19 protein-coding genes and 1 pseudogene are annotated in these 23,742 nt (G+C 73.1%); 9 read left to right on the top strand and 11 right to left on the bottom strand.

All coding sequences use genetic code 11. The features are described 5' to 3' along the window. The first annotated feature begins 55 nt into the window (after positions 1-55). On the top strand, positions 56-1,309 hold the full coding sequence (locus tag AB0I22_RS25905; RefSeq protein ID WP_363133398.1) for a TerD family protein: 1,254 nt from the start codon (positions 56-58) through the stop codon (positions 1,307-1,309). Between the two features lie 139 nt (positions 1,310-1,448). Here the strand turns inward: AB0I22_RS25905 and AB0I22_RS25900 are convergent, their stop codons facing one another. After that, a complete protein-coding gene (locus AB0I22_RS25900) occupies positions 1,449-1,982 on the bottom strand; it encodes a CGNR zinc finger domain-containing protein (RefSeq protein ID WP_363133295.1) in 534 nt (177 codons plus the stop codon). Positions 1,983-2,043: 61 nt separating this feature from the next. On the opposite strand from AB0I22_RS25900, the gene AB0I22_RS25895 reads away from it, so the two are divergent. Both AB0I22_RS25895 and AB0I22_RS25890 read left to right on the top strand, forming a co-directional pair. Then, positions 2,044-3,066: an EamA family transporter gene (locus tag AB0I22_RS25895; protein ID WP_363133294.1), complete on the top strand. Its 1,023-nt coding sequence runs from the start codon at positions 2,044-2,046 to the stop codon at positions 3,064-3,066. A gap of 427 nt (positions 3,067-3,493) precedes the next feature. Beyond that, positions 3,494-3,706 carry a hypothetical protein gene (locus AB0I22_RS25890; protein ID WP_363133293.1) on the top strand — a complete coding sequence of 71 codons (213 nt, stop codon included), beginning with the start codon at positions 3,494-3,496 and terminating at the stop codon, positions 3,704-3,706. 145 nt (positions 3,707-3,851) lie between these two features. On the opposite strand, the gene AB0I22_RS25885 is transcribed toward AB0I22_RS25890, so the two are convergent. Both AB0I22_RS25885 and AB0I22_RS25880 read right to left on the bottom strand, forming a co-directional pair. Continuing rightward, positions 3,852-4,862 carry an MsnO8 family LLM class oxidoreductase gene (locus AB0I22_RS25885; RefSeq protein WP_363133292.1) on the bottom strand — a complete coding sequence of 337 codons (1,011 nt, stop codon included), beginning with the start codon at positions 4,860-4,862 and terminating at the stop codon, positions 3,852-3,854. Between the two features lie 122 nt (positions 4,863-4,984). Beyond that, positions 4,985-6,571 (bottom strand): alkaline phosphatase PhoX, encoded by a 1,587-nt coding sequence (locus tag AB0I22_RS25880; RefSeq protein ID WP_363133291.1) that lies wholly within the window; start codon positions 6,569-6,571, stop codon positions 4,985-4,987. 466 nt (positions 6,572-7,037) lie between these two features. Between AB0I22_RS25880 and AB0I22_RS25875 the strand changes: the two genes are divergently transcribed. Continuing rightward, positions 7,038-8,207 (top strand): hypothetical protein, encoded by a 1,170-nt coding sequence (locus AB0I22_RS25875; RefSeq protein WP_363133290.1) that lies wholly within the window; start codon positions 7,038-7,040, stop codon positions 8,205-8,207. 14 nt (positions 8,208-8,221) lie between these two features. Beyond that, the gene (locus AB0I22_RS25870) at positions 8,222-8,671 is read left to right on the top strand and encodes a hypothetical protein (protein WP_363133289.1); all 450 of its coding nucleotides are present in this window, start codon (positions 8,222-8,224) and stop codon (positions 8,669-8,671) included. A 268-nt stretch (positions 8,672-8,939) separates the two neighbouring features. Here AB0I22_RS25870 and AB0I22_RS25865 read toward each other — a convergent pair whose 3' ends face one another. After that, positions 8,940-10,421, bottom strand: a complete 1,482-nt coding sequence (locus AB0I22_RS25865) for a hypothetical protein (protein ID WP_363133288.1) — start codon at positions 10,419-10,421, stop codon at positions 8,940-8,942. A 330-nt stretch (positions 10,422-10,751) separates the two neighbouring features. Here AB0I22_RS25865 and AB0I22_RS25860 point away from each other — a divergent pair, with 330 nt between their 5' ends. After that, positions 10,752-12,695 (top strand): endonuclease/exonuclease/phosphatase family protein, encoded by a 1,944-nt coding sequence (locus AB0I22_RS25860; RefSeq protein WP_363133287.1) that lies wholly within the window; start codon positions 10,752-10,754, stop codon positions 12,693-12,695. Between the two features lie 181 nt (positions 12,696-12,876). Here AB0I22_RS25860 and AB0I22_RS25855 read toward each other — a convergent pair whose 3' ends face one another. Then, a complete protein-coding gene (locus AB0I22_RS25855) occupies positions 12,877-14,775 on the bottom strand; it encodes an ABC transporter ATP-binding protein (protein ID WP_363133286.1) in 1,899 nt (632 codons plus the stop codon). A gap of 335 nt (positions 14,776-15,110) precedes the next feature. Between AB0I22_RS25855 and AB0I22_RS25850 the strand changes: the two genes are divergently transcribed. The 3 genes from AB0I22_RS25850 to AB0I22_RS25840 all read left to right on the top strand — a co-directional run bounded on the left by AB0I22_RS25850 (position 15,111) and on the right by AB0I22_RS25840 (position 20,264). Continuing rightward, positions 15,111-15,278 carry a hypothetical protein gene (locus AB0I22_RS25850; protein WP_363133285.1) on the top strand — a complete coding sequence of 56 codons (168 nt, stop codon included), beginning with the start codon at positions 15,111-15,113 and terminating at the stop codon, positions 15,276-15,278. 112 nt (positions 15,279-15,390) lie between these two features. Continuing rightward, positions 15,391-18,729 (top strand): lantibiotic dehydratase, encoded by a 3,339-nt coding sequence (locus tag AB0I22_RS25845; protein ID WP_363133284.1) that lies wholly within the window; start codon positions 15,391-15,393, stop codon positions 18,727-18,729. A gap of 5 nt (positions 18,730-18,734) precedes the next feature. Continuing rightward, positions 18,735-20,264 (top strand): lanthionine synthetase C family protein, encoded by a 1,530-nt coding sequence (locus AB0I22_RS25840; protein ID WP_363133283.1) that lies wholly within the window; start codon positions 18,735-18,737, stop codon positions 20,262-20,264. Between the two features lie 18 nt (positions 20,265-20,282). On the opposite strand, the gene AB0I22_RS25835 is transcribed toward AB0I22_RS25840, so the two are convergent. From AB0I22_RS25835 to AB0I22_RS25810, 6 genes and pseudogenes are all read right to left on the bottom strand, one after another. Further along, positions 20,283-20,960 (bottom strand): hypothetical protein, encoded by a 678-nt coding sequence (locus AB0I22_RS25835; RefSeq protein ID WP_363133282.1) that lies wholly within the window; start codon positions 20,958-20,960, stop codon positions 20,283-20,285. Further along, complete coding sequence (locus AB0I22_RS25830; protein WP_363133281.1) at positions 20,957-21,181, bottom strand: hypothetical protein; 225 nt, start codon at positions 21,179-21,181, stop codon at positions 20,957-20,959. The genes AB0I22_RS25835 and AB0I22_RS25830 overlap by 4 nt, the downstream gene beginning before the upstream one ends. A 267-nt stretch (positions 21,182-21,448) precedes the next feature. Then, positions 21,449-22,438 (bottom strand): 2,3,4,5-tetrahydropyridine-2,6-dicarboxylate N-succinyltransferase, encoded by a 990-nt coding sequence (gene dapD / locus AB0I22_RS25825; RefSeq protein ID WP_363133280.1) that lies wholly within the window; start codon positions 22,436-22,438, stop codon positions 21,449-21,451. Between the two features lie 183 nt (positions 22,439-22,621). Beyond that, complete coding sequence (locus AB0I22_RS25820; RefSeq protein WP_363133279.1) at positions 22,622-23,164, bottom strand: TetR family transcriptional regulator; 543 nt, start codon at positions 23,162-23,164, stop codon at positions 22,622-22,624. Next, positions 23,164-23,487, bottom strand: coding sequence for a multidrug efflux SMR transporter (locus tag AB0I22_RS25815; RefSeq protein WP_363133278.1), 324 nt, complete (start codon positions 23,485-23,487; stop codon positions 23,164-23,166). Before AB0I22_RS25815 ends, AB0I22_RS25820 begins: the two co-directional genes overlap by 1 nt. Positions 23,488-23,638: 151 nt before the next feature. Continuing rightward, a pseudogene (locus AB0I22_RS25810) lies at positions 23,639-23,742 on the bottom strand (metal-sulfur cluster biosynthetic enzyme); the annotation flags it as partial.

Raw genomic sequence — 23,742 nt, 5'->3', positions numbered from 1 at the left:
GCGTAAGTAATGGAACTGCAAAGCAAGGCCGCTCGTTACCCGTGACATGACCGCTATGACACCCGGCTCGAACATCCCTCTCACCGTCGCCCGCGTGACGGTGGACGTCACCGCACCCGTGCGGCTCGACGTGTCGGGCCTGCTGCTCACCCCCGACGGCAAGGTGCGCTCCGACGACGACTTCGTCTTCTACAACCAGCCCAACGGGCCGGGCGTGACGCACCGCGCCGGGACCGGCGGCGCGGGCGACTCGATCACGGTGGACACCGCGGCCGTGCCGCCCGGCATCGAGAAGATCGTGGTGACCGCGAGCCTGGACGCGGCGGGCGCGACCTTCTCCGGCACGGAGCCCACGGCGACGCTCCGCAACGCCGACGACGGCTCCGCCATCACCACGTTCACCCCGCCGCGGCTGGGCGCGGAGACGGCGCTGGTGGTCGTCGAGGTGTACCGGCGGGGCGACGCCTGGAAGGCCCGCGCGGTCGGTCAGGGGTACGCGAACGGGCTGTCCGGGATCGCCACGGACTTCGGCGTGAGCGTGGAGGAGCCGGCGGCCGAGCCCGCGCCCGTACAGCCGTCCGCCCCCCTGCACGCGCCCGCGCCCACCGGGCTCGCGGCGCCGCTGCCGCCGCCCCCGTCCGCACCGGCCCCGAGCCCGGCGCAGGCCCCGCAGCCCGTACAGCCGCCGCCCGCTCCCCCGGCGGCGCCCGGCGCTCCGGCGCCCGGGACGGGGAAGGTCAACCTCGACAAGGGCAAGGTCAGCCTCCAGAAGAACCAGACCGTCTCGCTCGTCAAGGGCGGCCGACCGCTCATGCTCTCGGTGAAGATGGGCCTCGGCTGGGAACCGGCGTTCCGCGGCAAGGACATCGACCTCGACGCGTCCGTCATCGCCTTCGGCCCGAACCGCAACATGCTCGACGCCTGTTACTTCGGCAAGCTCCAGATCCTCAACGGCGCGATCCAGCACTCCGGCGACAACCTCACCGGCGCGGGCGCGGGCGACGACGAGTCCATCACCGTGCACCTGGGCGGTCTCCCGCCGGAGGTGACCGGGCTGGTCTTCACCGTCAACTCCTTCAGCGGCCAGAAGTTCAGCGAGGTCGCGAAGGCGTACTGCCGGCTGCTGGACGCGCAGTCCGGCGAGGAGTTGGTGCGCTTCGACCTGACGGGCTCGGAGCCGAAGACGGGCGTGCTGATGTGCAAGCTGATCCGCCAGTTCTCCGGCGAGTGGGACATGACGGCCATCGGCGGCTTCGTCAAGGCGCGTACGGTCCGCGGCCTGGTCAAGCCCGCCGCCGAGGCGCTGTAACCGCCGTCTGCCATAACCGAGGGCCGGTGTAACCGCCGTCCGCCGTATCGGCCGGATAACCGCCGGCTGCCGTATCCGAGGGCCGCACTCGACCGCTGAGCGCGGCCCTCGCGCCTGCCGCCGTCCGACCGGCGAGGGGTTACGGGCCCGCGGACGGTTTCCGGTGCTGGGCGCGATGACGGCGCACCGCGTCGTTGTTGGAGCATCTGAGGGAGCAGTAGGCGCGGCGGCCGTTGCGGGAGACGTCGACGAACACGTGGTCGCACTCCTCGCGGGCGCACCGCCCCAGCCGCTCCGGGGACGCGAAGCACGCGACGTAGGAGAGTCCGGCGGCGGTGACGGCCCGGATGTGCGCGGCCGGATCGGCGTCCTCGGAGCTGTAGTGCAGGTGCGGGGTGCCGTCGTGCAGGGAGATGTACGGGCGGCTGGCCGAGTCCGCCAGCAGTGCGTTGATCCTTTCGCAGCGCCGGTCGAGCGGCTGCGCCCCGAAACAGGCGCCGAGCCGCCGGCTCCACTCCCAGACGCTCCGGGTCCGCGCCGGGGTGAGGCGGCGGTCCGCTATGCCGTGAGCGTCCAGAACGGGTTCCAGTTCGTGCGGCTCCCAGGGGGCGCTGCTGTTGGCCAGGGCGGCGGCCAGCCGGGCGGCCTCGCCGCCGTAATGGTTGAAGTGCACTGAATGATTACAGCATGGTGGCGACCGGGCCGCTCACGGCCTCCCCGAGCCAGGAGGCCCCATGCCCGTACGCCGTTCCAGCTGTTCCAGCCGCTACGGCCGTCAGAACGACTACGCCCGCCGTCTGCCCCTCGTGCTCGTGCTGGCGCAGATATGCAGCCTCCAGGTGGGCGCCGCCGTGGCCAAGAGCGCGTACGACCAGGTCGGGGCCACGGCCCTGGCGGGGATGCGGCTGCTCTTCGCGGCCGTGATCATGTGGGTGGCCGTCCGGCCGCGCCCCCTGCGGACCGACTGGCCGCAGCGGCGGGCCGCTGCCGCCCTCGGCCTGGCGCTCGCCGCCATGAACGTCGCCTATTTCCAGGCCATCAGGTTTCTGCCGATCGGCGTGGCCTCGACGGTGGAACTGCTGGGTCCGCTGACGCTGGCGGTCGCCCTCTCCCGGCGCGTACGGGACCTGGCCGCGGCCCTGCCCGCCCTGTTCGGCGTGCTCCTGCTGGCGGCCCCCGGGCAGGCCCTCCCGGCGGCGGGCCTGCTGCTCGGCGCCCTGGCCGCGCTCTGCCGGGCCGGTTACGTGGTCCTCAGCCGACGCGTGGGGCAGCGCTTCCCGGACGCGAGCGGACTCGCCCTCGCCCTGTCCGTCGGCGCGTGCGTGCTGACCCCGGTGGCCGCCGTGACAGCGGGGCGCGAGGTGGTCGCGCACCCGGGTGTGCTGGGCATCGGGTTCCTGGTCGCGGTGTTGTCCTCGCTCGTTCCGTACTCCCTGGACATGACCGTCCTGCGCCGTGTCGGCGTCCGCGCCTTCGGCATCCTGCTGTCGCTGAGTCCGGTGGTCGGGGCCGGTGTGGGCGCTCTGCTGCTGCACGAGAGCCTTACGGGCCGTCAGATCACGGCTGTCGCCCTGGTCGTGGCGGCCACGACCTGGTCGATCGCGGGCTCGGGCGGTGACGGCTCGGGCGGTAACAGCTCGGACGGCGGCGACTCGGGCAGCCACGGCCCGGGCAACTGCGACTCCGCCGACAGCGGCCGCGACGACCGCCATTCGCGCCGCCCGGCTCGGAGCTCCCGCCGCCGCTCCGGTAGTTGACGGTACGTCCGGAGTGTTCGCGGGCCGGGTTCAACCCCGGTACACCGCGCGCGGACGCGCGCGTACGCCCGTACTGGTCAGGTTCACGCCCGTAAAACAGTGTGGCGTTGGTCGCACCCATGACCTTGGACACGTCGCGTCCAAGGGTGTTGGGGAGCGGACCCCGCAGCCTCGCCGGCCCCGCCGCGCGGCGAGCCGGAACGGCCGCCGCCAAAGTCGGCAACCCGCGCGTGAGCAGGGGTTTTACGACACCGGGGCAGTTCGCCCGATCGGTGCGCGAACTGCCGTCAACGGGGCGGAAGGTGCTGTACGGGCCGTACGAGCACGTGCCGAACGGAGCCTCGGAGGGCGGCCGGAGGGCTCCGGGTGCGGACCGTCACCCCGCATATCGGGGTGCGTTGTCAGTACCTGCCCCTAGCCTGTACTCATGCCCACCCACCGTTCCGACCCCGCTGCCGCACGCCCGAACACCGCCGAACTGAACGCCGCCGAACTGAACGCCGCGATCCACGCCCTGTGGGCCTCCGCGGCGCGGCGCGGAGGCGGCCTGACCTCCATGGAGCGCCGCGAGTACGAGCGGCTGCGCCGGGAGTGGCTGGCGGCGATGGGCCAGGAGCGGTGCGCCGCCGCCATGGCCTGACGGGGCCCGGTCAGCGGCGAACGACGGGCGGGGCCGATCAGCGGGGAACAGCGGGTGGAGTCGATCAGCGGGGGACGGCAGGCGGGGCCGATCAGCGGGGCCCGGCACCCGGCGGTCAGCCCCCCAGCGGTCAGGCCCTCAGCGGTCAGGCCGCCGCCGCGCGGGCCAGCCGCCGGTAGGAGTCCCGCAGCGCCTCGCGGTCGTACGTACTGGTGGTGACCAGCACCTCGTCGGCCCCGCTGCGCTCGATCGCGTCCCCCAGCGCGGCCGCGACCTCCGCCTCCGTGCCGTGCAGCTGGCCGCGCAGGGCCGAGGTGTAGTACTCGCGCTCCTTCGCCGTCATCCGCGGCTCCAGCGCCTCGATCTTCTCGGCCGGTACCAGCGGCGGGAAGACCCCCTGCGTACGGGAGCGGGCGAGCGAGTACGCCTCGGGGAGCAGCAGGCGGCGGGCGTCCTCGGTGGTCTCCGCGACGGCCACGGTGCCCGCGATGACGACGTACGGGGCCGCCAGCCACGGGGACGGACGGAACTCCGCCCGGTAGCGCTCGATCGCGTCGGTCATCCGGTCCTGGCCGCGGAGGTCGCCGATGACCAGGGCGAGCCCGGCGGCGGCCGCGAGCCGCGCGCCGGCGGCGTTGGCCAGCACGAACACCGGCACCCGCAGCCCCTCGGCCGGCTGCGCGCGCACCTCGGGGTGTACGCGCTGGTCACCGGTGAAATAGCCGGTCAGCTCGGCCAGCTGGTCGGCGAAGTCGCGGGTGGCGTCCTTGTCGGCGCCCAGCGCCCGCCGGATGCCGTCGGTGAAGCCGACCGACCGGCCGAGCCCCATGTCGATACGGCCGGGGAAGAGCGATTCGAGGACCCCGAACTGCTCGGCGACGACCAGCGGTCGGTGGTTGGGCAGCATCACGCCGCCCGTGCCGACCCGGATGCGCGAGGTCGCGGCGGCCACCGCCGCGGCGAGGACCGTGGGGGCGGAACCGGCCACACCGGGCACGCTGTGGTGCTCGGACACCCAGAACCGGTGATACCCGAGCTCCTCGGCCAGCCCCGCAAGGCGCACGGTGTCCCGCAGCGCCTCCCCCGGCTCCCGTCCCTCGCGGGTGCGGGAGCGGTCGAGGATGGAGAGCGGGGTGGTCCGTAGTGCCGAGTTCACGTCCGTATCAACATCGTCGGACGCTCAAGATTCCCGCGGGGAGATGCGCCGGAGCAGGACGAGCCAGAGCGGGGCGAGCCGGAGCGGGGGCGGGCCACGGCCGGGCAGGGCGGAGTCGGCCGTCAGCGGCGGGTACGGCCCTGGCGCCGCCACGGGCCGGTGATCGCCAGCATGATGCCGGGCTCCTGGATGTTGGCGAACAGTGTTCGCTCGTCGGGCGAGAAGGTCACCCCGGTGAACTCGCTGTACGCGGGCTTGTCCGCGGTGCCGATGTTGAGCTCGTTGCGCGCGATGGGGTACGTACGTCCGTCGTCGAGCGCCCCGAAGAGGTGCTGCACGCCCTCGCCGTCCTCGGCGAGGACGAGCCCGCCGTAGGGCGAGACCGTGATGTTGTCCGGACCGTCGAAGGCGCCCTCCCGCTCCGGGCGGGGATTGACGCCGAGCCGCACCTTGAGCGTCAGGGTGCGCCGCTTCGGCGCGTAGAACCAGACCTGCCCGTCGTGCTGCACAGGGCTCTCCTGCCGGGCGAACGAGCAGACGACGTAGACGCCGCCGTCGCCCCACCACATGCCCTCCAGCTTGCGGGCGCGTGTGACCTGACCGCCCGTGAACTGCTTGCGCACCGGGACCGTCCGCGCGTCGCGGTCCGGCACGTCCACCCAGTCCACGCCGTAGACCGTGCCCGGCTTCGTGGCGCGCGCGAGGTCGTCGACGAACCGGCCGCCGGAGTCGAAGCACCTGAACGCCTGGAGCACGCCCGCGTCGTCGGCCAGCCGGCGCAGCTCCCCGCGCCCGTGCTCGAATCCGCGCGGCGGCGCCCAGCGGTAGAGCAGCCCGTTCGGGCCCGCGGCGTCCTCGGTGAGGAAGACGTGGCCGCGCTGGGGATCGACGACGGCCGCCTCGTGCGCGTACCGGCCGAAGGCCTTGAGGGGCTTGGGGCCGCGCGCCGCGCGCCGGTCGTACGGGTCGACCTCGAAGACGTAGCCGTGATCCTTGGTCATGCCGTTCTGCCCGGCCTTGTCCTCGGTCTCCTCGCAGGTCAGCCAGGTGCCCCACGGGGTACAGCCGCCCGCGCAGTTGGTGGAGGTGCCGGCGATGCCGACCCACTCGGCGACATGGCCCCGGCCCTGGGGCCCGGTGCCGGGGGCGCCGACCTCGACGACCGTGCAGCCGCCCGCGGCCGCCGGGTCGTAGACGAGGCCGTCGGCCAGTGGCACCGGGTGCGGCCACTTGGCGCGCGGGCCGCCCAGCTCGTGGTTGTTGACGAGCAGCGTCACGCCGCGCCGCCCCTCGAAGGCGGCGGTGCCGTCGTGGTTGGACGGGGTGAACTCGCCGGACTCCAGCTTGGTGACTCCGGCGCGGGTGATGACGCGGTACGAGAATCCGGCGGGCAGCGCGAGCAGCCCGGCCGGGTCCGGGACGAGCGGCCCGTAGCCGGCCCGCCCGCCGTGGCGTCGGTCGTGCTCGTCGGAAGGCCCGGCCTCGACCTGTTCCGTGTCCGCGGCGAGGGCGCCGGGCGCGCTGGCGAGCACTCCGGCGCTGCCGGCGAGCACGACCCCGGCGCCGGTGTACGCGGACCGCTTCGCGAAGTCCCTGCGGCTGACGGGGCCGCCTGGACCAGCTGGGCTGTCCGAGCTGTCTGAGCTGACGGGATCGACAGGGCCGATGTCGCCGATGTCGCCGATGGGGCTGGTGCGGCTGATCGTCATCTTCGTCTCCAGGGATGGCCGGATCTGTCGCTCGGTGGTGCGGCGGCCCGGCTCCTCGACGGCGCCGTGCCCCAACGGCCGGCGGCGGGCCGGCGGCGGCGCTCACCCTCCCGCCCCGTGCCGAACGCCGGGTGAACAGAGCACGACATCCACGCCGACATTCGACGATCCGTACCTTTTCTCAGCCTGGGCAGCCGCCGGAGAACCATGACAAAGAAGATCATCAAAGGCATCTGCCCAGTAATGCCATGATTGCCCGCAGAACCCCTTGACCTTCGACCGCCCCGGCAATAGACAGTCCCTTACCTGCATCACCCGTCAGGAGCGCGCGCGACGCGCGGCTCCCACCGAGTCCGGCCCCCGCCCCCCTCAGGGCCGGGCTCCACGCACACACGGTCCCGCGCACGGAACGACGGAACGTCCGCATGCCCGCGCGGGCCCAGGATCGGGGAAGAGGTGGTTCGGCGTGAGCCGACCCGAGATGATGCGAGGACCCACCGGCGGCCAGGTCAGCGACTCCTCCCGCCAGCAGGCGATGTCCGACTTCATGCGTCCGCAGGCACCGGTCGCCAACGTCATCGGCTTCGGCCACGGCGTGAAGTGGACCGACGGAGAGCCCACCGGCCAGGAAGCGGTCCTGGTCTTCGTGACCCAGAAGGTTCCGGAGTCGATGCTGACCGAGCGGGACATGATCCCGCATCAGATGGACGACGGCACCCCGACCGACGTCGTGGCCGTCGGCCACGTCGCCGCCCAGCGCCAGCGCCAGAGCGGCGGCCGTCCGATGTCGGGCGGCGGACGTCAGGAGGGCTCGTACGCTCCGGACAGCGGCGCCTCCGAGTCGCTGTCGCGCCTCTCCCAGCCGCTGCTGGACGAGATCAGCCGCGAACTCGGCTCCTTCGAGCCGCAGACCCTCAAGCGCAGGATGCGCCCGTGCCCCTCCGGCTTCTCGGTCGGGAACGTGACCGTGACGGCCGGCACGCTCGGCTCGGTCGTGTACGACTTCCTGCCGGGAGCGACCACCGACCCGCCGGGGCCCGGCCTCGGCATCCCGAGCAAGTACTACATCCTCAGCAACAACCACGTGCTGGCCGACTCCAACCGCGCGCAGCGGGGCAGCTCCATCGTGCAGCCCGGCGTGTTCGACGGCGGCCAGGACCCGGCGGACCGGATCGCGACGCTGGACCGGTTCATCACCATCCAGTTCGCCCCGCAGACACCGCTGGAGCAGCAGAACAACGTGGTGGACTGCGCACTCGGCGAGGTGGAGTTCCAGGACGCCACGCGTCAGCAGTACTTCGGCGGCGCGCCGCGCGCCTGGCGCCGCAAGGCCAATGTGGCCGTCGGCGACCCGGTGAAGAAGACGGGCCGGACCACCAACCTGACCCTCGGCCGGATCATGGCGGTCGACGCGACCATCGACGTCAACTACGGCACGGCGGGCACGGCGCGGTTCAAGGACCAGATCCTCACCACCAACATCTCGGCGGGTGGCGACTCCGGTTCCCTGGTGACCTCGCTGGACGACGTCGCGCTCGGACTGCTCTTCGCGGGCTCGTCCGTCGTGACGGTCATCAACCACATCGAGAACGTCCGCGCGCTGCTGCGCGTCGAGATCTCCGAGCAGCTGGCCTGACGGGCGGAGGACCCATGACCATGTCGTCCCAGAAGAAGAAGGGCCAAAGCCGCTCCGAGCACCGCTTCGTCAACCCGCAGGGCGCCGAGGTCAAGACGAGGGACGAGGCGTTCGCCGCACCGTCCATGGACGTCTCGGCCGACGCCCTGACCACGACGGCGAAGCTGACCCTGCACAACGGTGCGGTGACCTTCGCCATGGAAGTGCAGTACAACCCCAACACCTACCCGCACGTCGTGAGCGGCGGCCGGATCACCTCCGGCATCTGCGGCGCCCCGTGGGACATCACGGGCGGCTACGTAGGCCAGCAGATCAGGCTGGACGCGAAGCGCTCCGGGCAGGGCGCGTGCGCGAACACCATCACCATCGTCGGCGAGTTCCAGAACCCACCGGCCTACCGCGGCACGTACGGCTTCGACGGCGCGTCGTCGTCGTTCAAGCACACGACCCGGTACGAGTGCTGACAGCCAGCCGCTCAGCCGCCGGGCGGGCTTCCCCAAGCCCGCCCGGCGGACCAATCCAGCCCGTCCGGCGCACCAATTCAGCCCGTCCGGCGATTGAGGACACCACCACGAGGCGCGCCTCGCCAACATCCCGCACCAATCAAGCCCGTCCGGCGATTGAGGACACCGCCCGCAGGGCGGCCCCTGCGAACCGCCCCGCACCGAACCCAGCCCGCCCGGCGCTTGAGGGCGACCGCAGCGGGGGCGAGCCCCCGCACAAACCAACCCCCTACGCCTGAGACCTGGCCTTGAACGCGGCCTTACGAGCCTCCTTGGCCACCTTCTTGTCCGGGTGCAGCCTCCCCATCGCCTCCAGCACCTCCGCGGTGGCCGGGTGCTCGACCCGCCACGCCGCGTCGAAGAAACCATTGTGCTGACCGACGAGCCCCTCCACCAGGCTCCGCAGCTCCTCCGTGTCCCCCTCCGCCGCCAGCTGCGCAGCAATGGTGTCCACGGTCAGCCAGAAGATCATCGACTCCGTCGGCTCGGGAATCTCCGTCGCGCCGTGCTCGGCGAGCCAGACCCGGGCGAGCCCGCCCAGCTGCGGGTCGTCGAGGACCTCCCGCAGCGCGGGCTCGGCCTCCGCCCCGACGAGCGTCAGGGTCTGCTGGCAGGCGAGGCGGCGCAGGGGCGCGGCCTCGTCGTCCCCGCGGGCGGCCGCGAGCAGCTCGCGCGCCGCGCCGAGCGGCGCGCGGCCGGCCAGCCACGCCTCCGCCTCGGCACGGGCGGCGCCCTCCGGGTGGTCCGGCAGCGCGCCGAGCAGGACGTCGGCCCCCTTGTCGGCGAGGTCGCCGACGGCCGGCGCGTCGACCCCGGCGTCGAGCATCCGGGCCCGTACGGCGAAGACGCCGAGCGGGGTGAGCGCGACCATGCCGTAGCGGGTGACGTCCTCCTCGCCCAGCGGCTCGGCGGCGCTGTCCTGGGGGATGCGCCCCTCGCCGTCGACCTCTTCGATGAGCGCCTCGTCGACGGGCTGGTACTGGATGATGCCGGTCGGCTCAAGCATCCGGAACTGGTCGTCGAGGCGCATCATCGCCTCGGAGACCTCTTCGAGGATGTCGTCGGTCGGCTCGTCCATGTCATCCGGGACGATCATGGACGCGGCCAGCGCCGGCAGCGGTACGGGCCGGTCGGCCGCGCCCTCGTCGAGGGCGGTCAGCAGGTAGAGGTTGCCGAGCACGCCGTCGAGGAAGTCGACTTCCTCCTCCGGGTTCCAGTCGAGCGAGTCGAGGTCGAGCTCGCCGCCCTCACGGATCTGGTCGACGATGTCCGCGAGGTCCGGGGCGGCGGCGTCGGCCAGTACGGTCTCCAGTCCGCCGAGCCAGACGTCGAGGATGTCCTGCGGGCTGCCCGAGGTGAGCGTGGCCAGCTCCTCGCCCGCGGCGGCGGCGCCGGCGGGCTGGTCGGGGTCGTCCGACTCCTCCGCCTCCGGGTCCTCGGCGAACTCGATCAGCCCGGTGTCCAGGGCGAGCTGCCAGGCCTCGGCCGCGTAGCCGGGCCCGTCCTCGTCCGCGAGGAGGCCGAGATGCTCGGCGGCGCCGCGCAGCTGCTCGGCCAGCAGTTCGCCGCCCGCTCCGACAGGGGTGCCGTCCCCGGCCCAGCGGGCGAGTTTCGCGGCGCGCGCGAAGAGGGGCGCGGACAGCGCGTCCCGCGCGAGCTCCGCGTCGGAGTGCAGCCGCACCGGCGGCATGGTGGGACGGTCTCCGGACATCTGGGGGTTCATCTCCTCGGGGTACGGCCGCGCCCGCTCGCTCGGGCGCGCTGCTCAAGCGTAGACGGAACGGCGGGGCGCTTTCCTCCGGATGCGGCGAGAGCGGGTACGGACCGCCGCGCCCGGTCCGTGCGTACCGGACGCCGCTCCCGCGGTTCACGGGGCCGTCGGGGCCCGTACACCCGGAATCTCTTGACAACTCCCTTACACGCACAAGAGATTGACGCGCGTAGACGCTTATGGCGTGGACGCGCACCGCGCGGACACGCTGCTGCCTGGACACCGCAAGCCGCCGCCCCGCACCTCTCGTCCCGCTCCGGAGGCCCCCAGATGCCCACTCGCCGCCCTCTGCCCTCACTCCCCCCTCGTCCCTCTCTGTCCTCCCGGACCTCGCTGCGCGCCCCCGCGACCGTCGCCGCACTGGTCGCCACCGCGCTCGCGGCCGGGCTGCTCGCCGCGCCCGCGGCCGTGAGCGCCGGGCCGGCTCCCTCGGCCGCGAGCGCCGCCGCCTCGGCCCCGGGTCACGGCCACCGGGTCACGGCCTCGGCCCCGGTCCGTATCCACGACATCCAGGGCGACACCCGCATATCGCCGCTGGCCGGGCAGCGGGTGGCCGGGGTGCCCGGCACCGTGACGGCCGTACGGGCCTTCGGCTCGGCGCGCGGCTTCTGGGTGCAGGACCCGCATCCGGACAGGGACCCGGCGACCAGCGAGGCGGTCTTCGTGTTCACGGGGTCCACCACCCCCGCCGTCGCGGTCGGCGACTCCGTGCTCGTCTCCGGCACGGTCACCGAGTACTACCCCGGCGGGGCCGCGGCCGGGCTCCAGTCCGTGACCGAGCTGACCCGGGCGGCGTGGACGGTCGAGTCGTCTGGCAACCCGCTGCCCGCCGCCGTGCCCATGCGCCCCTCCACCGTCCCGGACCGGTACGCGCCGGACGCGAAGGGCGGCTCCATCGAGGGCCTCCGCCTGCGGCCGGCCCGTTACGCGCTCGACCGCTACGAGTCGCTGGAGGGGATGCGGGTCAGCGTCCGCGACGCACCCGTCATCGGCGCGACCAACACCCACCACGAGCTGTGGGTCACCGCCGAGCCGGGGCACGCCCGTACGGCGCGCGGGGGTGCGCTGTACTCCTCCTACCGGGACCCGAACAGCGGCCGGGTGAAGATCGGCTCGCTGCTCCCCCTCGCGCAGCACCCCTTCCCCGCGGCGAACGTCGGCGACGAGCTGACCGGCACCACCGCGGGGCCGCTGGACTACGACAACTTCGGCGGCTACACCATCGCCGCCACCGAGCTGGGCTCCCGCACCGACCGCCATCTGGAGCGCGAGAAGACCCGCAAGCAGCGGGCGGACGAGCTGGCGGTGGCCACGTACAACGTGGAGAACCTCTCGCCCAAGACCCCGCAGACGAAGTTCGACCGGCTGGCGGGGGCGCTGGTGGACCAGCTCGCCGCGCCCGACATCGTGGCGCTGGAGGAGGTCCAGGACGACGACGGGCCCACCGACAGCGGGCACGTCGGCGCCGACCGCACGCTGAAGCAGCTCACGGACGCCATCGCGGCGGCCGGCGGTCCCCGGTACCAGTGGCGGCAGATCGACCCCGTGGACGGCCGCGACGGCGGACAGCCCGGCGGCAACATCCGCAACGTCTTCCTCTTCAACCCCGAGCGGGTCTCCTTCACCGACATCCCCGGCGGGGACTCCACCACCCCGGTGAAGGTCGTCGGACGCGGCGGCTCAACGGCCCTGTCCGCCTCGCCGGGCCGCGTCGCCCCCGCCGACGAGGCGTGGCACGACAGCCGCAAGCCGCTCGCCGGGCAGTTCTCCTTCCGGGGCCGGCCGGTGTTCGTCGTCGCCAACCACTTCAACTCCAAGGGCGGCGACCAGGGCGTCGACAGCCGCTTCCAGCCGCCGGCCCGCACGTCGGAGGCGCAGCGGCTGGGACAGGCCAAGGCGGTCAACTCCTTCGTCAAGGAGCTGGTGGCGGCCGACCCGCGCGCCGACGTGGTGGTCGCGGGCGACCTGAACGACTACCAGTTCGCACCCGCGCTGAAGGCCCTCACCGCGGGCGGGGTCCTGACGGACCAGGTCGGTCGGCTGCCGAAGAAGGACCGGTACGGCTATGTCTACCAGGGCAACTCGCAGGTCCTGGACCACATGCTGACCAGCCGTCACCTGCGCCGGGCCGACTACGACATCGTGCACATCAACGCGGAGTTCGCCGACCAGGCGAGCGACCACGACCCGCAGGTGCTGCGGCTGCGCCGGTAACCAGTAGTCGGCAGTCGGCAACCGAGCGGCCGACAGCCGGTATCCAAGCGGCCGATGGTCACAGCCGCGCGACCTCCGACCGCGGTCGCGCGGCCCGCAGTGCAGGGGTGCCGTGAAGCCCGTAGACGCGCGGAAACACTCATAACGCGCCCACGGAGCCCCGAAGGCCCGCGCTCCCCTCCTAGATCTTCAGATACTGGGCCGCCTGCAAGGAGTGCAGGTCGGCGAAGCAGCCGCCGGAGTGCAGCAGTTCGCCGGGGGTCCCTTGTTCGACGAGCCGGCCGTCGCGCAGCACGTGGACGATGTCCGCGTGGCGCACGGAGGCCAGCCGGTGGGTGATGAGCACGATCGTGTGCCCCGCGTCGGCCAGGGCGCGGATCTGCTCGAACGCCTCGATCTCGGCCCGCGCGTCGAGTGCGGCCGTCGGTTCGTCGCAGATGAGCAGGGGCGCGTCGCGGAAGTGGGCGCGGGCGATGGCGAGGCGCTGCCACTGCCCTCCGGACAGTTCCACGCCGCCGGTGAACTCCCGTGCCACCAGTGTGTCGAGGCCCCGCGGCAGTCCGTCCACGAGCCGCCGCGCGCCGGCGTGTTCGGTGGACTTCTCGATGCCGTCCCGGTCCGCCGCCCGCCACGGCTGCCCGATGCCGATGTTGGTGTGCACGGTGAACGGCCAGCGCATGAAGTCCTGGTCGACCAGGGCGACCTGCTGGAAGATCTGCTCCCTGTCGGCTTCGGAGACCTCCACCCCGTCCCAGTGGATGGTGCCGGCCGTGGGCAGGCACAGGCCGCTGAGGAGCTTGGCGAGGGTCGTCTTCCCGGAGCCGTTCTCACCGACGAGGGCCACGATCTGACCGCGCCGGATCGTCAGGCTCACCTTGTCGAGCGCGGGCCGGTCCGCACCGGGGTAGGTGTAGCCGACATCGGTGAAGACGATCCGCTCGGTCGGGTACGGCGGCGGTGCGCCGCCCGGGGGGATCGCACGGCGCTCGGCTTCCTTGACGGCGCGGCGCAGGTCGAGGAAGAACAGCGACTGCTCGTAGAGATGGTTGATCTGGCTGATCATGAGCCGCAGGTTGCCGGTGCCGTTGCGGATGGCGAGGACCGCGGTGCCGGCGGCCGCCAGCGGCACCGCCTGGTGGACGAGCAGCAGGGCGAGCACGGTGTAGGTGAGGGCGGTCGCGACGCCTGCCAGGGCGCTGGCCGCGAGGGAGGTCGCCGCCTCGGCGTGCGCGAGCCGGGTCTGCTCCCGGCCCGAGCTCTCCGTCATGCGCTCGAAGTGGTCGAGGAGGTACGGCCCGGCGGCGTGCACCCGCACCTCTCTGGCCGCTTCGCGCTGGGTCAGCAGCGAGGCCAGCAGGTTCTGCTGGCGGGTGTGGTCGAGCCACGCCTGGAGCGAGAGGTACGAGCGGCGCGCCGACCGTACGGTGCCCCACCCCTTGGGCACCGCGATGAGCCCGAGCAGCGGGAGGAGCGCCGGGTGCAGGAGGGCCAGGACGACGGCCGAGGCGCCGAGCGAGATCACGGCGTTGAGCACGCCGACGCTGTGGGAGACCATCCGGCGCGCGGCCATCGCCCCGAGTTCGGCGGAGTCGACCAGCCGCCGGAAGGCCGGGTCCTCGACGGCGGTGAGCTCGGCCCGGATCACGCGGCGCAGGAGCTGGGCGGTGGCGGTGCGCTCGACCTTCGGTTCGAGGCGGCCGGTGGCGGCGAGGGAGACGGCGGCGAGTACGGCCGTGAAGGCGCTCGCGGCGGCGACCAGGGCCAGTGAGGGCAGGGCGTGGTAGACGCGGTCGGGGGCGGGGACGGCGGCGAACAGGCGCAGCAGCACCTGGTTGGTGGCGAGCAGTCCGGCCGCGCCGGCGACGCCCTGCCCGGCTTCGGCCACGGCGACGGCGATCAGGGCCGTACGGTCGGCGGCCCAGCCGAGCCGCGTGGTGTCGGCGACGAGGGTCGGCAGGCGGCGGGCCATCGCGAGGAACGACACACGAAGCCGGGCCATTTCGTGGCCGGCGGCGGCGTAGTGCAGCCGACCGCCGAAGAGCACATCCTCACTCGCCGGCGGGTCCGGTTCCTTTGGCATGCGGCATGTTCCTTCAATCGAGAATGGATACATGTAGAGTCGCGAATTATCCCCGCACCAAGGTATTCCAATCCTCGGCGGGCGACATTTTTCCGTGATTATCTTGACGGCTCGTCAGTGAATCGATTCAGCACGCAAACCGTTCGGCAAAACCTTTCCACCTGCGGTTTTTGGACAGCTTGTTTCGGCCAGTCGTATTTATTCACTCACATGAGTAATACCTCCTCACGCGCCCTTGCGTGGATATGCCTCGGGACTTCACCGTGGAAATTGAGCGGAGTGGCCAATCACTCCGCAATCGGGATCGAAAAACTCACCGGAAGGCAGGTATTTCCATGCCCATCGCGACCGCCACCCTCGAAGCCACCGAAGACGTCTTCGACCTCGACGTCCGCGAGATCGACGGAGTCGCCCCCGATGGAGGCGCCATGATCTCGCCGACGTCCGACTGCACCCGCTGCGGCTGCACCCTCTTCACCTGTCCCGAGACGGGCTGCCACTAGTCCTTGTGGCCGCGGGCGTCCCTCCCAGGCCGGCGGGAGGGGCGCCCGCGCTCTGCCGTTCAGCGTCGGCACGCGTCATCGGGCAGAACGGGAAGATCGGAGAAGAGCGGGCATGAACGCCGAATCACTTTTCGCCTGTGCGGACTTCGCGATGCTGCGAGCACCGGTCCATCCCGCGCACCGGACGCGCGACACCTGCCCGGACGTGCCGGAGGGCGCCCCCGACGAGGCGGACCGCCTCATCGACTATCTGCGCCGGGCCGCGGCGGAACCGCTCCTCCGGGAGGCCGTCAGCGTCTCCAGCGCGTCACTCGGCCTCGTACTCGACCGCATCGCGGACCTCGACCGGACCACGGACCTCGACCACATCGCGGACCGCGATCGAATCACGGACCTCGACCGGATCACGGGCCTCGGCCGGGTCGCCGACAGCGAGGCCGGTGAGGCCGGTGAGGCGGCAGGCGCGACCCCGCCGAGCCTGGCGGAGCTCCGGCGCGCCGCCCGTGCCCTGACCGGGTACCGGCTGCGGATGGCGGCCCGCTGCACGCCGTTCGGGCTGATGGCCGGGGTCGCCACGGCGGCGTTCACCGACGGCGACGGCGAGGAGGCGAAGGTCCGCTTCGGTGCGGAGCACCGCCGGGCGGTGCGCCCCGACCGGCAGTGGCTCACGGCGCTGCTGACCGACTGGGAGCGGCGGCCGGAGCTGCTGCGGCAGTTGAACGTCACCCTCAACAACCTTTGCTTCGTGCGCGGCCGGCGGCTCGTACTGCCTTACCTGCCGCACGCCGCCGACCAGGCGCGCGCGCACCGCACCGTGCACGAGGTGAGCGTGCGACACACCACGGCGCTGCGGCTGGTGGCGGAGCGGGCGAGCGGCCCGGTCCGCTTCGGCGAGCTGGAGCGGCAGCTCGCCGAGTCCTTTCCCGGCGCGCCGGCGGAGGCCGCCCGGCGGATGCTGACGCAGCTGGTGGAGAAGGACATCCTGCTCACCGAGGCGCGACCGCCGCTGGAAGCCACCGACCCGCTCGGCCACGTGCTCGACGTCCTCGGGGCGCTGCCGGACGCCACGGCCCTGCCGGAACTGCCCGAACTGCGTTCCGTACGAGACGCGTTGGCGGACTACGCCCGGCGGGAGGCCGGGCAGGGGCTCGCTCCCTGGCGGAGCCTCACCAGCCGGATGGCGCGGCTGCGCCCGGCCGACCGCCTCGTCCAGGTGGACCTGGCGCTGGACGCCGATGTGACGCTGCCCCGGGAGGTGGCCGAGGAGGCGGAGCGGGCCGCGCGGCTGCTGTGGCGACTGGCGCCCGAGGAGAGCGGCCCGGCCCATCTGCGCCAGTACCACGAGGCGTTCCTGGAGCGGTACAGCACGGACCGTTTCGTGCCCGTGCGGGAGCTGCTCGACCCGGACGTCGGGCTGGGCGCGCCCGCCGGTTACAACATGCCGCCGAGTCACCGGTTCGCGCGGCCGGAGGCCGTCACCGAGACCGAGCGGGACCGGCTCCTCACGGAGCTGGCCCAGGAGGCGATGCTGGCGGGGGCGGCCGAGGTGGTGCTGGCGGACGACGGCGCCGACCCCGTGATCCGCGCGCTGTCGCGGTCCGAGGGCACCCCGCCCGCCTCGCTGGAGCTGTGGACCAAGCTCCTCGCGGACTCCCCCGCCGCGTTGCAGGCCGGTGACTTCCGGCTGGTGGTGACGGCGGGTTCGCAGACCGCCGGGGGCATGTTCGGGCGGTTCGCCTATCTGCTGCCCGACGAAACGCAGGCGGCCCTCGCCTCGCTCGCCCGCTCGGTGGGCCATCCGAACCCCGAGGCCCTGCCCGCCCAGCTCACCTACCAGACCTCGCACTCCCGCAGCGGCAACGTCTCGCAGGTCCCGCAGTGGCTGGAGCGCAAGGTGCCGGTCGCGGTGTACGCGGACCCGGCCGCGCCGGGCCATCTGGATCTGGCGGACCTCGCCGTGGGCGCGGACATCCGGCGGCTGTTCGTCGTGGACCGGCGCAGCGGCCGGGAGGTGGTCCCCACCGCGTTCCACATGCTCGACTCCCAGTGGCAGGCCCCGAACGTCGCGCGGTTCCTGCGGGAGATCTCGCTCAGCGGGGTACGGCGCTGGCGGCCGTGGGACTGGGGCCTGGCGTCGAGCCTGCCGTTCCTGCCCCGGGTCCGCTGCGGGCGCACGGTCCTCTCGCAGGCCCGCTGGCGCGCCACGGACGCGGTGCGCGACACGGAATCCCCCTTCGAGCGGTGGGCGGAGGCGGTCGCCGCGTGGCGGTCGCGGTGGCGGGTCCCCGACCGGGTCTGCCTCTCGTTCTCCGACCAGCGCCTCGAACTGGACCTCACCCGGCCCCAGCACCTGCGGCTGCTCCGCCGCGAGCTCGGCCGGCGGCCGGGCGCCGAGCTGTACGAGGTCGAGGCCGGGGCGGAGCAGGACGCAGGGTGGCTGGTCGGGCCGCTGGGCACGCACCGCAACGAGGTCGTGTTCCCCATGGTCACGCGGTACGGGCCGCAGCGCGCCCGGCCCGCCGCGGCCGCGGAGCCCCGCGACCGGCTCTCACCGCCGCGCCCCGCACCGGCCGAGCACCTGCCGGGCGGCCAGTGGCTGTACGCGTCCGTGTACTGCGCCGCGGAGCGCCAGGACGAGCTGATCGCCACCGAACTGCCGGCGCTGCTGCACTCGCTGCCGCCCGAGGGCATCGACCGCTGGTTCTTCCTCCGCTACCGCGACCAGGAACAGCCGCAGCTGCGCCTGCGGCTGCACGGCGACCCCGCCGTTCTCACGGCGAAGGCGCTGCCACGGCTCAATGAGTGGGTCGCCGGGCTGCGCGCCTCGGGGCTGGCCAGAAGGCTGATCCTGGACACGTACGATCCGGAGGCCGAGCGGTACGGCGGCCCGGAGGCGATCGAGGCCGCCGAGCACGCCTTCCACGCGGACAGCCTCGCCGTCCTGGAGCAGCTCAGACTGCTGGACACCGGCCGCCTCACCGCCGATCCGCTGCTGCTGGCCGCGGCCAACTATGTCGATCTGATCAGGGCGTTCTGGCCGGACGACGCCGACGTCCGCACGCCGGACGGCGAACCGCAATGGGTGCACTGGCTGCTCGGCAACTACGCGAAGGACAGCACGAGCGACGCGTACCGCACGTTCCAGAAGCGCCGCCGGGAGGCGGTCGCCCTCATCGACCCGTACGACGACTGGGCCTCGCTGCGCGAACGCCCCGGCGGCGAGGCGGTACTGGCGGCCTTCGCCCGGCGGGCCCCGGCCGTCGCGGAGTACGGGCGCACCCTGCGCCGCCTGTCGCCGCCGTGGGCGCCACCGCCGCAGATCCTGAACTCGCTGTTCCACATGCACCACAACCGGCTGATCGGCATCGACCGGGAAGGCGAGCAGTCCACCTACGCCATCGCACGCGGCGCCGTCCAGGCCCACCGAGACCGCCGGAGGCACAACGGATGAATCCAGTGAGCACACAGCGCACCGCCGACGAGACGGCGGCGACGGGCGAGACGGCGGGCGAAGCGGCGAGCCGCTCGGCGGCCGGCGAAGCGGCCTCGCGAACGGCGGATGAGCGGACGGCCGATGAGCGGACGGCCGACGCCTCGGGGGCAGCCGACGGCCCAAGGGCAGCCAGTGTCCCGGGGGCAGCTGAAGTCCCAAGGGCAGCCGATGCCTCAGAGGCAGCTGAACAGGCGACGGCCGCCCGCGCGGCCGCGGTCGTGGTCGAGCTGGCCGGGCGGCTCGCCGATCCGGAGGCGGTCGTGGCCGTCGCGACCGCCGAAGGGAACCTGGACCGGCAGCCGGGCCGCAGCCCGTTGCACCCCTGGGGCGGGGTGACCCTGGCCGAGGGGCACCCCGGCGTGGCCCTGCTCTTCGCCGAGCTCGCCCAGGAGGACCCGCGCCACCGCGCCCGCGCCCATGCCCATCTGGCCGCCGCCGCCCGCTCGTTGTCGGCCGGTCAGGGCGCGGGGCTCTACACCGGCCCGCCCGCACTGGCGCTCGCCGCCTGCGCGGCCCGTCGGGGCCCGGCGGACTACGCGACTCTGCTCGACCGGCTCGACGCTCAAGTGGACTCCCGAGTCCGGCAGTTGATCGACGCGGAGAACGAGCGGCTGGCAGCGCGCCGCGCAGGCGTGAGCATGGACGTCTACGACCTGATCCTCGGCCTCGCGGGGATCGGCCGATACCTGTTGCTCCGCGCGGACCGGCACCGGGACGCGCTCACGGACACGCTGTCGTATCTGGTCCGGCTCACGGAGCCGGTGCGGCACCTCGGGCACACCGTGCCCGGCTGGTGGGTGCCCGACGCGCCCGGCCTCGGCCAGGAGGCGCACTTCCCGCGCGGCCACTTCAACCTGGGCCTGGCCCACGGCGTCTGCGGGCCCTTGGCGCTGTTCGCGCTCGCCGAGGAGGCGGGCGTGTCCGTGCCCGGCCAGCGGGAGGCCGCGACGCGCATCGTCGACTGGCTGCTCAGCCGCCAGTCGGCCGACCTGAGCTGGCCCGCCGTCGTCGGCTGGGACGACGAGACCGCCTGCGCCCGGCCCGGTCCGGCACAGGGCCGTACGGCCTGGTGCTACGGCACGCCGGGGGTGGCCCATACCGTCTACCTGGCCGGGCGCGCCTGGGACCGCGGCGACTGGCGGCAGACCGCGACGGAGGCGCTGGCCAGCTCCTTGGACGGCCCGCAGTCCCTGGTGGACTGCGGGCTGTGCCACGGCTGGTCGGGGCTGCTCCAGATCGCCTGCCGGATGGCGCGCGACAGCCGGGACGAACGACTGCTGGCGCAGTTGCCCGGCCTCGCGGAGCGAGTGCTCGCCGACTACGACCCGGCCCTGCCGCTCGGCTACCGCTACGCGGACACCCCGCCCGGCCTCTGGGCGCCCCACCGGGCGGGGTTCCTCGAAGGCACGGCGGGCATCGCCCTCAGCCTGCACACATACGCATCGGGCGCCACGCCCCGCACGCCGTGGGACGCCGCGCTGCTGCTGGCGTGAGGACCGCCGTCGGGCCGGTCATGGGTCGTCGCGGCCGATGACCTTGGCCAGCTCGCTCTGGAACCAGTCCAGCCGGGCTTGGAGCAGCGCCGCCTCGGCGACGAGTTCGGGGACCGTGCCCCCACTCGTCGCGTGCACTTGAAGCGTCCCCGCCGCGGTTCCGGGCGCCACGGAGACGGCCAGCCGCTCCCCCGCCAGCCGCGCGAAGCCGGGAAAGGAGATGCTCATCCGGTCCGCGGCGCAGCCCGCGCAGCTGCCCGTCACGGTGCGCCAGCCCGCCCGCCCCCATCCGGCGTCGGCGAACCGGTCGGCGGTGCGGCCGCAGGAGCAGGGGCCGACGCGGGCGGCGCGGACGCGCTGACGGGCGTAGCGCATCCCGCGCTCGTAGCGGATGTACGAGCCGAGCACGGTGATCTCCAGCACGACGGCCCGGCGGTGCTCGGTGAGGCAGACGAGGCCGAGGGCCTCGTCGCGGGAGTGCAGGCAGTGGAAGCCGCAGTCGCAGCGGCGGGAGGGGCAGCGGTGGCGGCGTCCGTAGACACAGCGCGCGTCGTCGAGTACGCCGTACGGGAGTGCGCCGCCGAGGGAGACGCCGGTGAAGCCCGCCCGGCGGCCGTTCTGGGACAGCACCGGGTAGGCGATCTTGTAGCCGGTCGGCGGCTCCGTCGGGTGTTCCTCCGGGAGCCGCAGCCTCATCGCGGTGCCGTCGCCTCGGCCCCGGCGACCAACGCACCACCGTCGCCGTCGCCGACTCCGGCAGCGGCCGCGATCCCGGACTCGGCTTGGACGCCTGCCCCGGCTTCCGTCCCGGCGGAAGCGGGCCGCGCGGTGGGCGCCGGCTCGTGCTCCTGCCGCTCGTACTCCTGCCGCTCGCGCTCCTCGGCGAAGCCGACGGCGAGTGGTTTGCCCAGCCTCATGTTGTCCTCCCCTGACCACTGCGATGGACAGCGAACCTCCCCATGGTGGCCCACAAGGGCGGGAATTGGCACCAGTGCATCCCGGACACCTGGATACCCCGGCCCCCGGACACAGCACCGCGGCCGTACGGACGGGTGATGTGCTCCCGTCGTACGGCCGCGGAGGCCGCCCATGGCGGCCGGTGCCCGGCTGTCGTCGTCGCTGTGCGGCCGGTGTTGTGCCCGCCGCGGTCAGTCGTCACTGTGCGGCCGGTGCGCCCGCCGGGGTCAGTCGTTGCTGTGCAGCGCCTCGTTGAGGCCGCCCCACGAGCCGGAGCGGGGCAGGGCCTCGACGCGGCCGGAGGTGGAGTTGCGGCGGAAGAGGAGGTTGTTCACGCCGGAGAGGTCCAGCGCCTTGCTGACCTCGCCGTCCGGCAGCGTGACGCGGGTGCCCGCGGTCACGTACAGACCGGCCTCGACGATGCAGTCGTCGCCCAGGGCGATGCCGATGCCGGCCTCCGCGCCCAGCAGGCAGCGCTCGCCGATCGAGATGATCTGCTTGCCGCCGCCGGAGAGGGTGCCCATGATCGACGCGCCGCCGCCGATGTCGGAGCCGTCGCCGACGACGACGCCCGCGCTGATCCGGCCCTCGACCATGGAGGCGCCGAGAGTGCCCGCGTTGAAGTTCACGAAGCCCTCGTGCATCACGGTGGTGCCGCCGGCGAGGTGTGCGCCGAGGCGGACGCGGTCGGCGTCGGCGATGCGCACGCCGGCCGGGGCCACGTAGTCGGTCATGCGCGGGAACTTGTCGACGCTGGTGACCGCGAGGTGCAGCCCCTCGGCGCGGGCGTTGAGGCGCACCGTCTCCAGCTGGTTCACGGCGACGGGGCCCAGCGAGGTCCAGGCGACGTTGGCGAGGAAGCCGAAGATGCCGTCGAGGCTCTGGCCGTGCGGGCGCACCAGCCGGTGGGAGAGGAGGTGCAGGCGCAGGTACACGTCGTGCGTGTCGATCGGCTTCTCGTCGAGAGAGGCGATGACCGTACGGACGGCGACGATCTCGACGCCGCGGCGGGGGTCGGGGCCCAGCGCCTTGGGGGCGGCGTCGCCCAGCAGCTCGGCGGCGCGCTCGGCGCTCAGCCGCTCGGTGCCGGACGGGCCGGGCTCGGCGGTCAGCTCGGGCGCCGGGAACCAGGTGTCGAGGACGGTGCCGTCCTCGGCGATGGTGGCAAGGCCGGCGGCGACGGCGCCGGTGGGACGGGGGGCAGCAGCATCGGTCATGACCGAAAAATAACCGGACACGGCCCGTCGAAGCGAACCGGTCCCGGCGCCCGGCCCCGCTACCGGCCGCGCCCGCCGCTTTCCCCGCGATCCCGTACCGGCCGCGCCCGCCCCTTCCCCCGCGACTCCCCGCGACTCCCCCGCGATCCCGCCCTACGTGGAACGCCCGTGCCGCGTCCGAGCTCAGCCGACGACGCGCGCCAGGGCCGCCCGCACTTCCGCCCGGTCGAAGGGGCGCCCGGTGAGGAGCAGCTGGAGCAGCAGCCCGTCGATCAGCGCGACGAGCGTCCGCGCGGTGGCGTCGTCCTTGGTGTACCGGGCGAGCAGCTCGACCATCTCGTCCAGGCAGGCCGCCGCGATCGGCTGGAGCCGGTCGCGGCGCAGGGCCGCGAGGTAGAGGTCGTACTCCAGCCGTACGTGGCTGCGGTCGTCCGTGGCCGCGCAGTCCTCCAGCAACCGGACGAGCCCGTCCACGAGCGACTGTCCCGACTCCAAGTAGTGCTCCCAGCTCGCGAGGAAGGACGCCGGGTCGCTGTTGACCTGGCGCAGGGCCGCGATCAGCAGGTCGTCGAGGGTCGCGAAGTGGTACGTGGTGGAGCCGAGCGGCACATCGGCGGCGGCGGCGACGCTGCGGTGGCTGAGCCCGTCGATGCCGTGCTCGGAGACCACGCGGATCGCGGCGTCCACGATGCGCTGCCGCCGGTCCGGGTCGTAGCGGCGAGCCATCAGTGGGACGCTCCGCCGACGTTGAGCACGACGACACCGGCGATGATCAGGCCGATGCCCAGCATCTTGGCGGCGGTGGCGGCCTCGCCGAGGAAGACCATCCCGATCGCCGCGATGACGGCGGTCCCGGCCGCCGACCAGATGGCGTAGACGGTCCCGACCTCCATGCTCTTCAGCGTCTGCGCGAGCAGTACGAAGGCCACCAGATAGCCGGCGGCGGTGCCCAGCGACGGCCACAGCTTGCTGAACCCGTGGCTGTACTTCATGGCCGTGGTCGCCAGAACCCCCGAGAGGATCGCGCCGGCCAGCATCACATAAGGCATGAGTACGAGCGTACACAACGTTACGTACGACCGTACACACCAGCCCCGACCACCCGTCCGGGCCCGGCCGCCGTCCCCCGCACACAGCGGCAGCCCGTCCCTGACCGAGGTCGGGGACGGGCTGCTCGACGTCGGTCGCCCGGGCGAACGCTCAGACGTTGAAGCCGAGTGCGCGGAGTTGTTCGCGGCCGTCGTCGGTGATTTTGTCGGGGCCCCAGGGCGGCATCCAGACCCAGTTGATGCGGAGTTCGTTGA

The organism is Streptomyces sp. NPDC050610, from assembly GCF_040654875.1.
Taxonomy (GTDB): domain Bacteria; phylum Actinomycetota; class Actinomycetes; order Streptomycetales; family Streptomycetaceae; genus Streptomyces.
The sequence above is the reverse complement of the archived record's forward strand: the minus strand, read 5'-3'. Positions and strand labels throughout refer to the sequence as shown.

Coding starts and splice junctions, on each gene's coding strand:
- AB0I22_RS25905 (WP_363133398.1), top strand. CDS start 56: ATGACACCCGGCTCGAACATCCCTCTCACCGTCGCCCGCGTGACGGTG.
- AB0I22_RS25895 (WP_363133294.1), top strand. CDS start 2,044: ATGCCCGTACGCCGTTCCAGCTGTTCCAGCCGCTACGGCCGTCAGAAC.
- AB0I22_RS25890 (WP_363133293.1), top strand. CDS start 3,494: ATGCCCACCCACCGTTCCGACCCCGCTGCCGCACGCCCGAACACCGCC.
- AB0I22_RS25880 (WP_363133291.1), bottom strand. CDS start 6,571: ATGACGATCAGCCGCACCAGCCCCATCGGCGACATCGGCGACATCGGC.
- AB0I22_RS25870 (WP_363133289.1), top strand. CDS start 8,222: ATGACCATGTCGTCCCAGAAGAAGAAGGGCCAAAGCCGCTCCGAGCAC.
- AB0I22_RS25865 (WP_363133288.1), bottom strand. CDS start 10,421: ATGTCCGGAGACCGTCCCACCATGCCGCCGGTGCGGCTGCACTCCGAC.
- AB0I22_RS25860 (WP_363133287.1), top strand. CDS start 10,752: ATGCCCACTCGCCGCCCTCTGCCCTCACTCCCCCCTCGTCCCTCTCTG.
- AB0I22_RS25855 (WP_363133286.1), bottom strand. CDS start 14,775: ATGCCAAAGGAACCGGACCCGCCGGCGAGTGAGGATGTGCTCTTCGGC.
- AB0I22_RS25850 (WP_363133285.1), top strand. CDS start 15,111: ATGCCCATCGCGACCGCCACCCTCGAAGCCACCGAAGACGTCTTCGAC.
- AB0I22_RS25845 (WP_363133284.1), top strand. CDS start 15,391: ATGAACGCCGAATCACTTTTCGCCTGTGCGGACTTCGCGATGCTGCGA.
- AB0I22_RS25835 (WP_363133282.1), bottom strand. CDS start 20,960: ATGAGGCTGCGGCTCCCGGAGGAACACCCGACGGAGCCGCCGACCGGC.
- AB0I22_RS25830 (WP_363133281.1), bottom strand. CDS start 21,181: ATGAGGCTGGGCAAACCACTCGCCGTCGGCTTCGCCGAGGAGCGCGAG.
- dapD (WP_363133280.1), bottom strand. CDS start 22,438: ATGACCGATGCTGCTGCCCCCCGTCCCACCGGCGCCGTCGCCGCCGGC.
- AB0I22_RS25820 (WP_363133279.1), bottom strand. CDS start 23,164: ATGGCTCGCCGCTACGACCCGGACCGGCGGCAGCGCATCGTGGACGCC.
- AB0I22_RS25815 (WP_363133278.1), bottom strand. CDS start 23,487: ATGCCTTATGTGATGCTGGCCGGCGCGATCCTCTCGGGGGTTCTGGCG.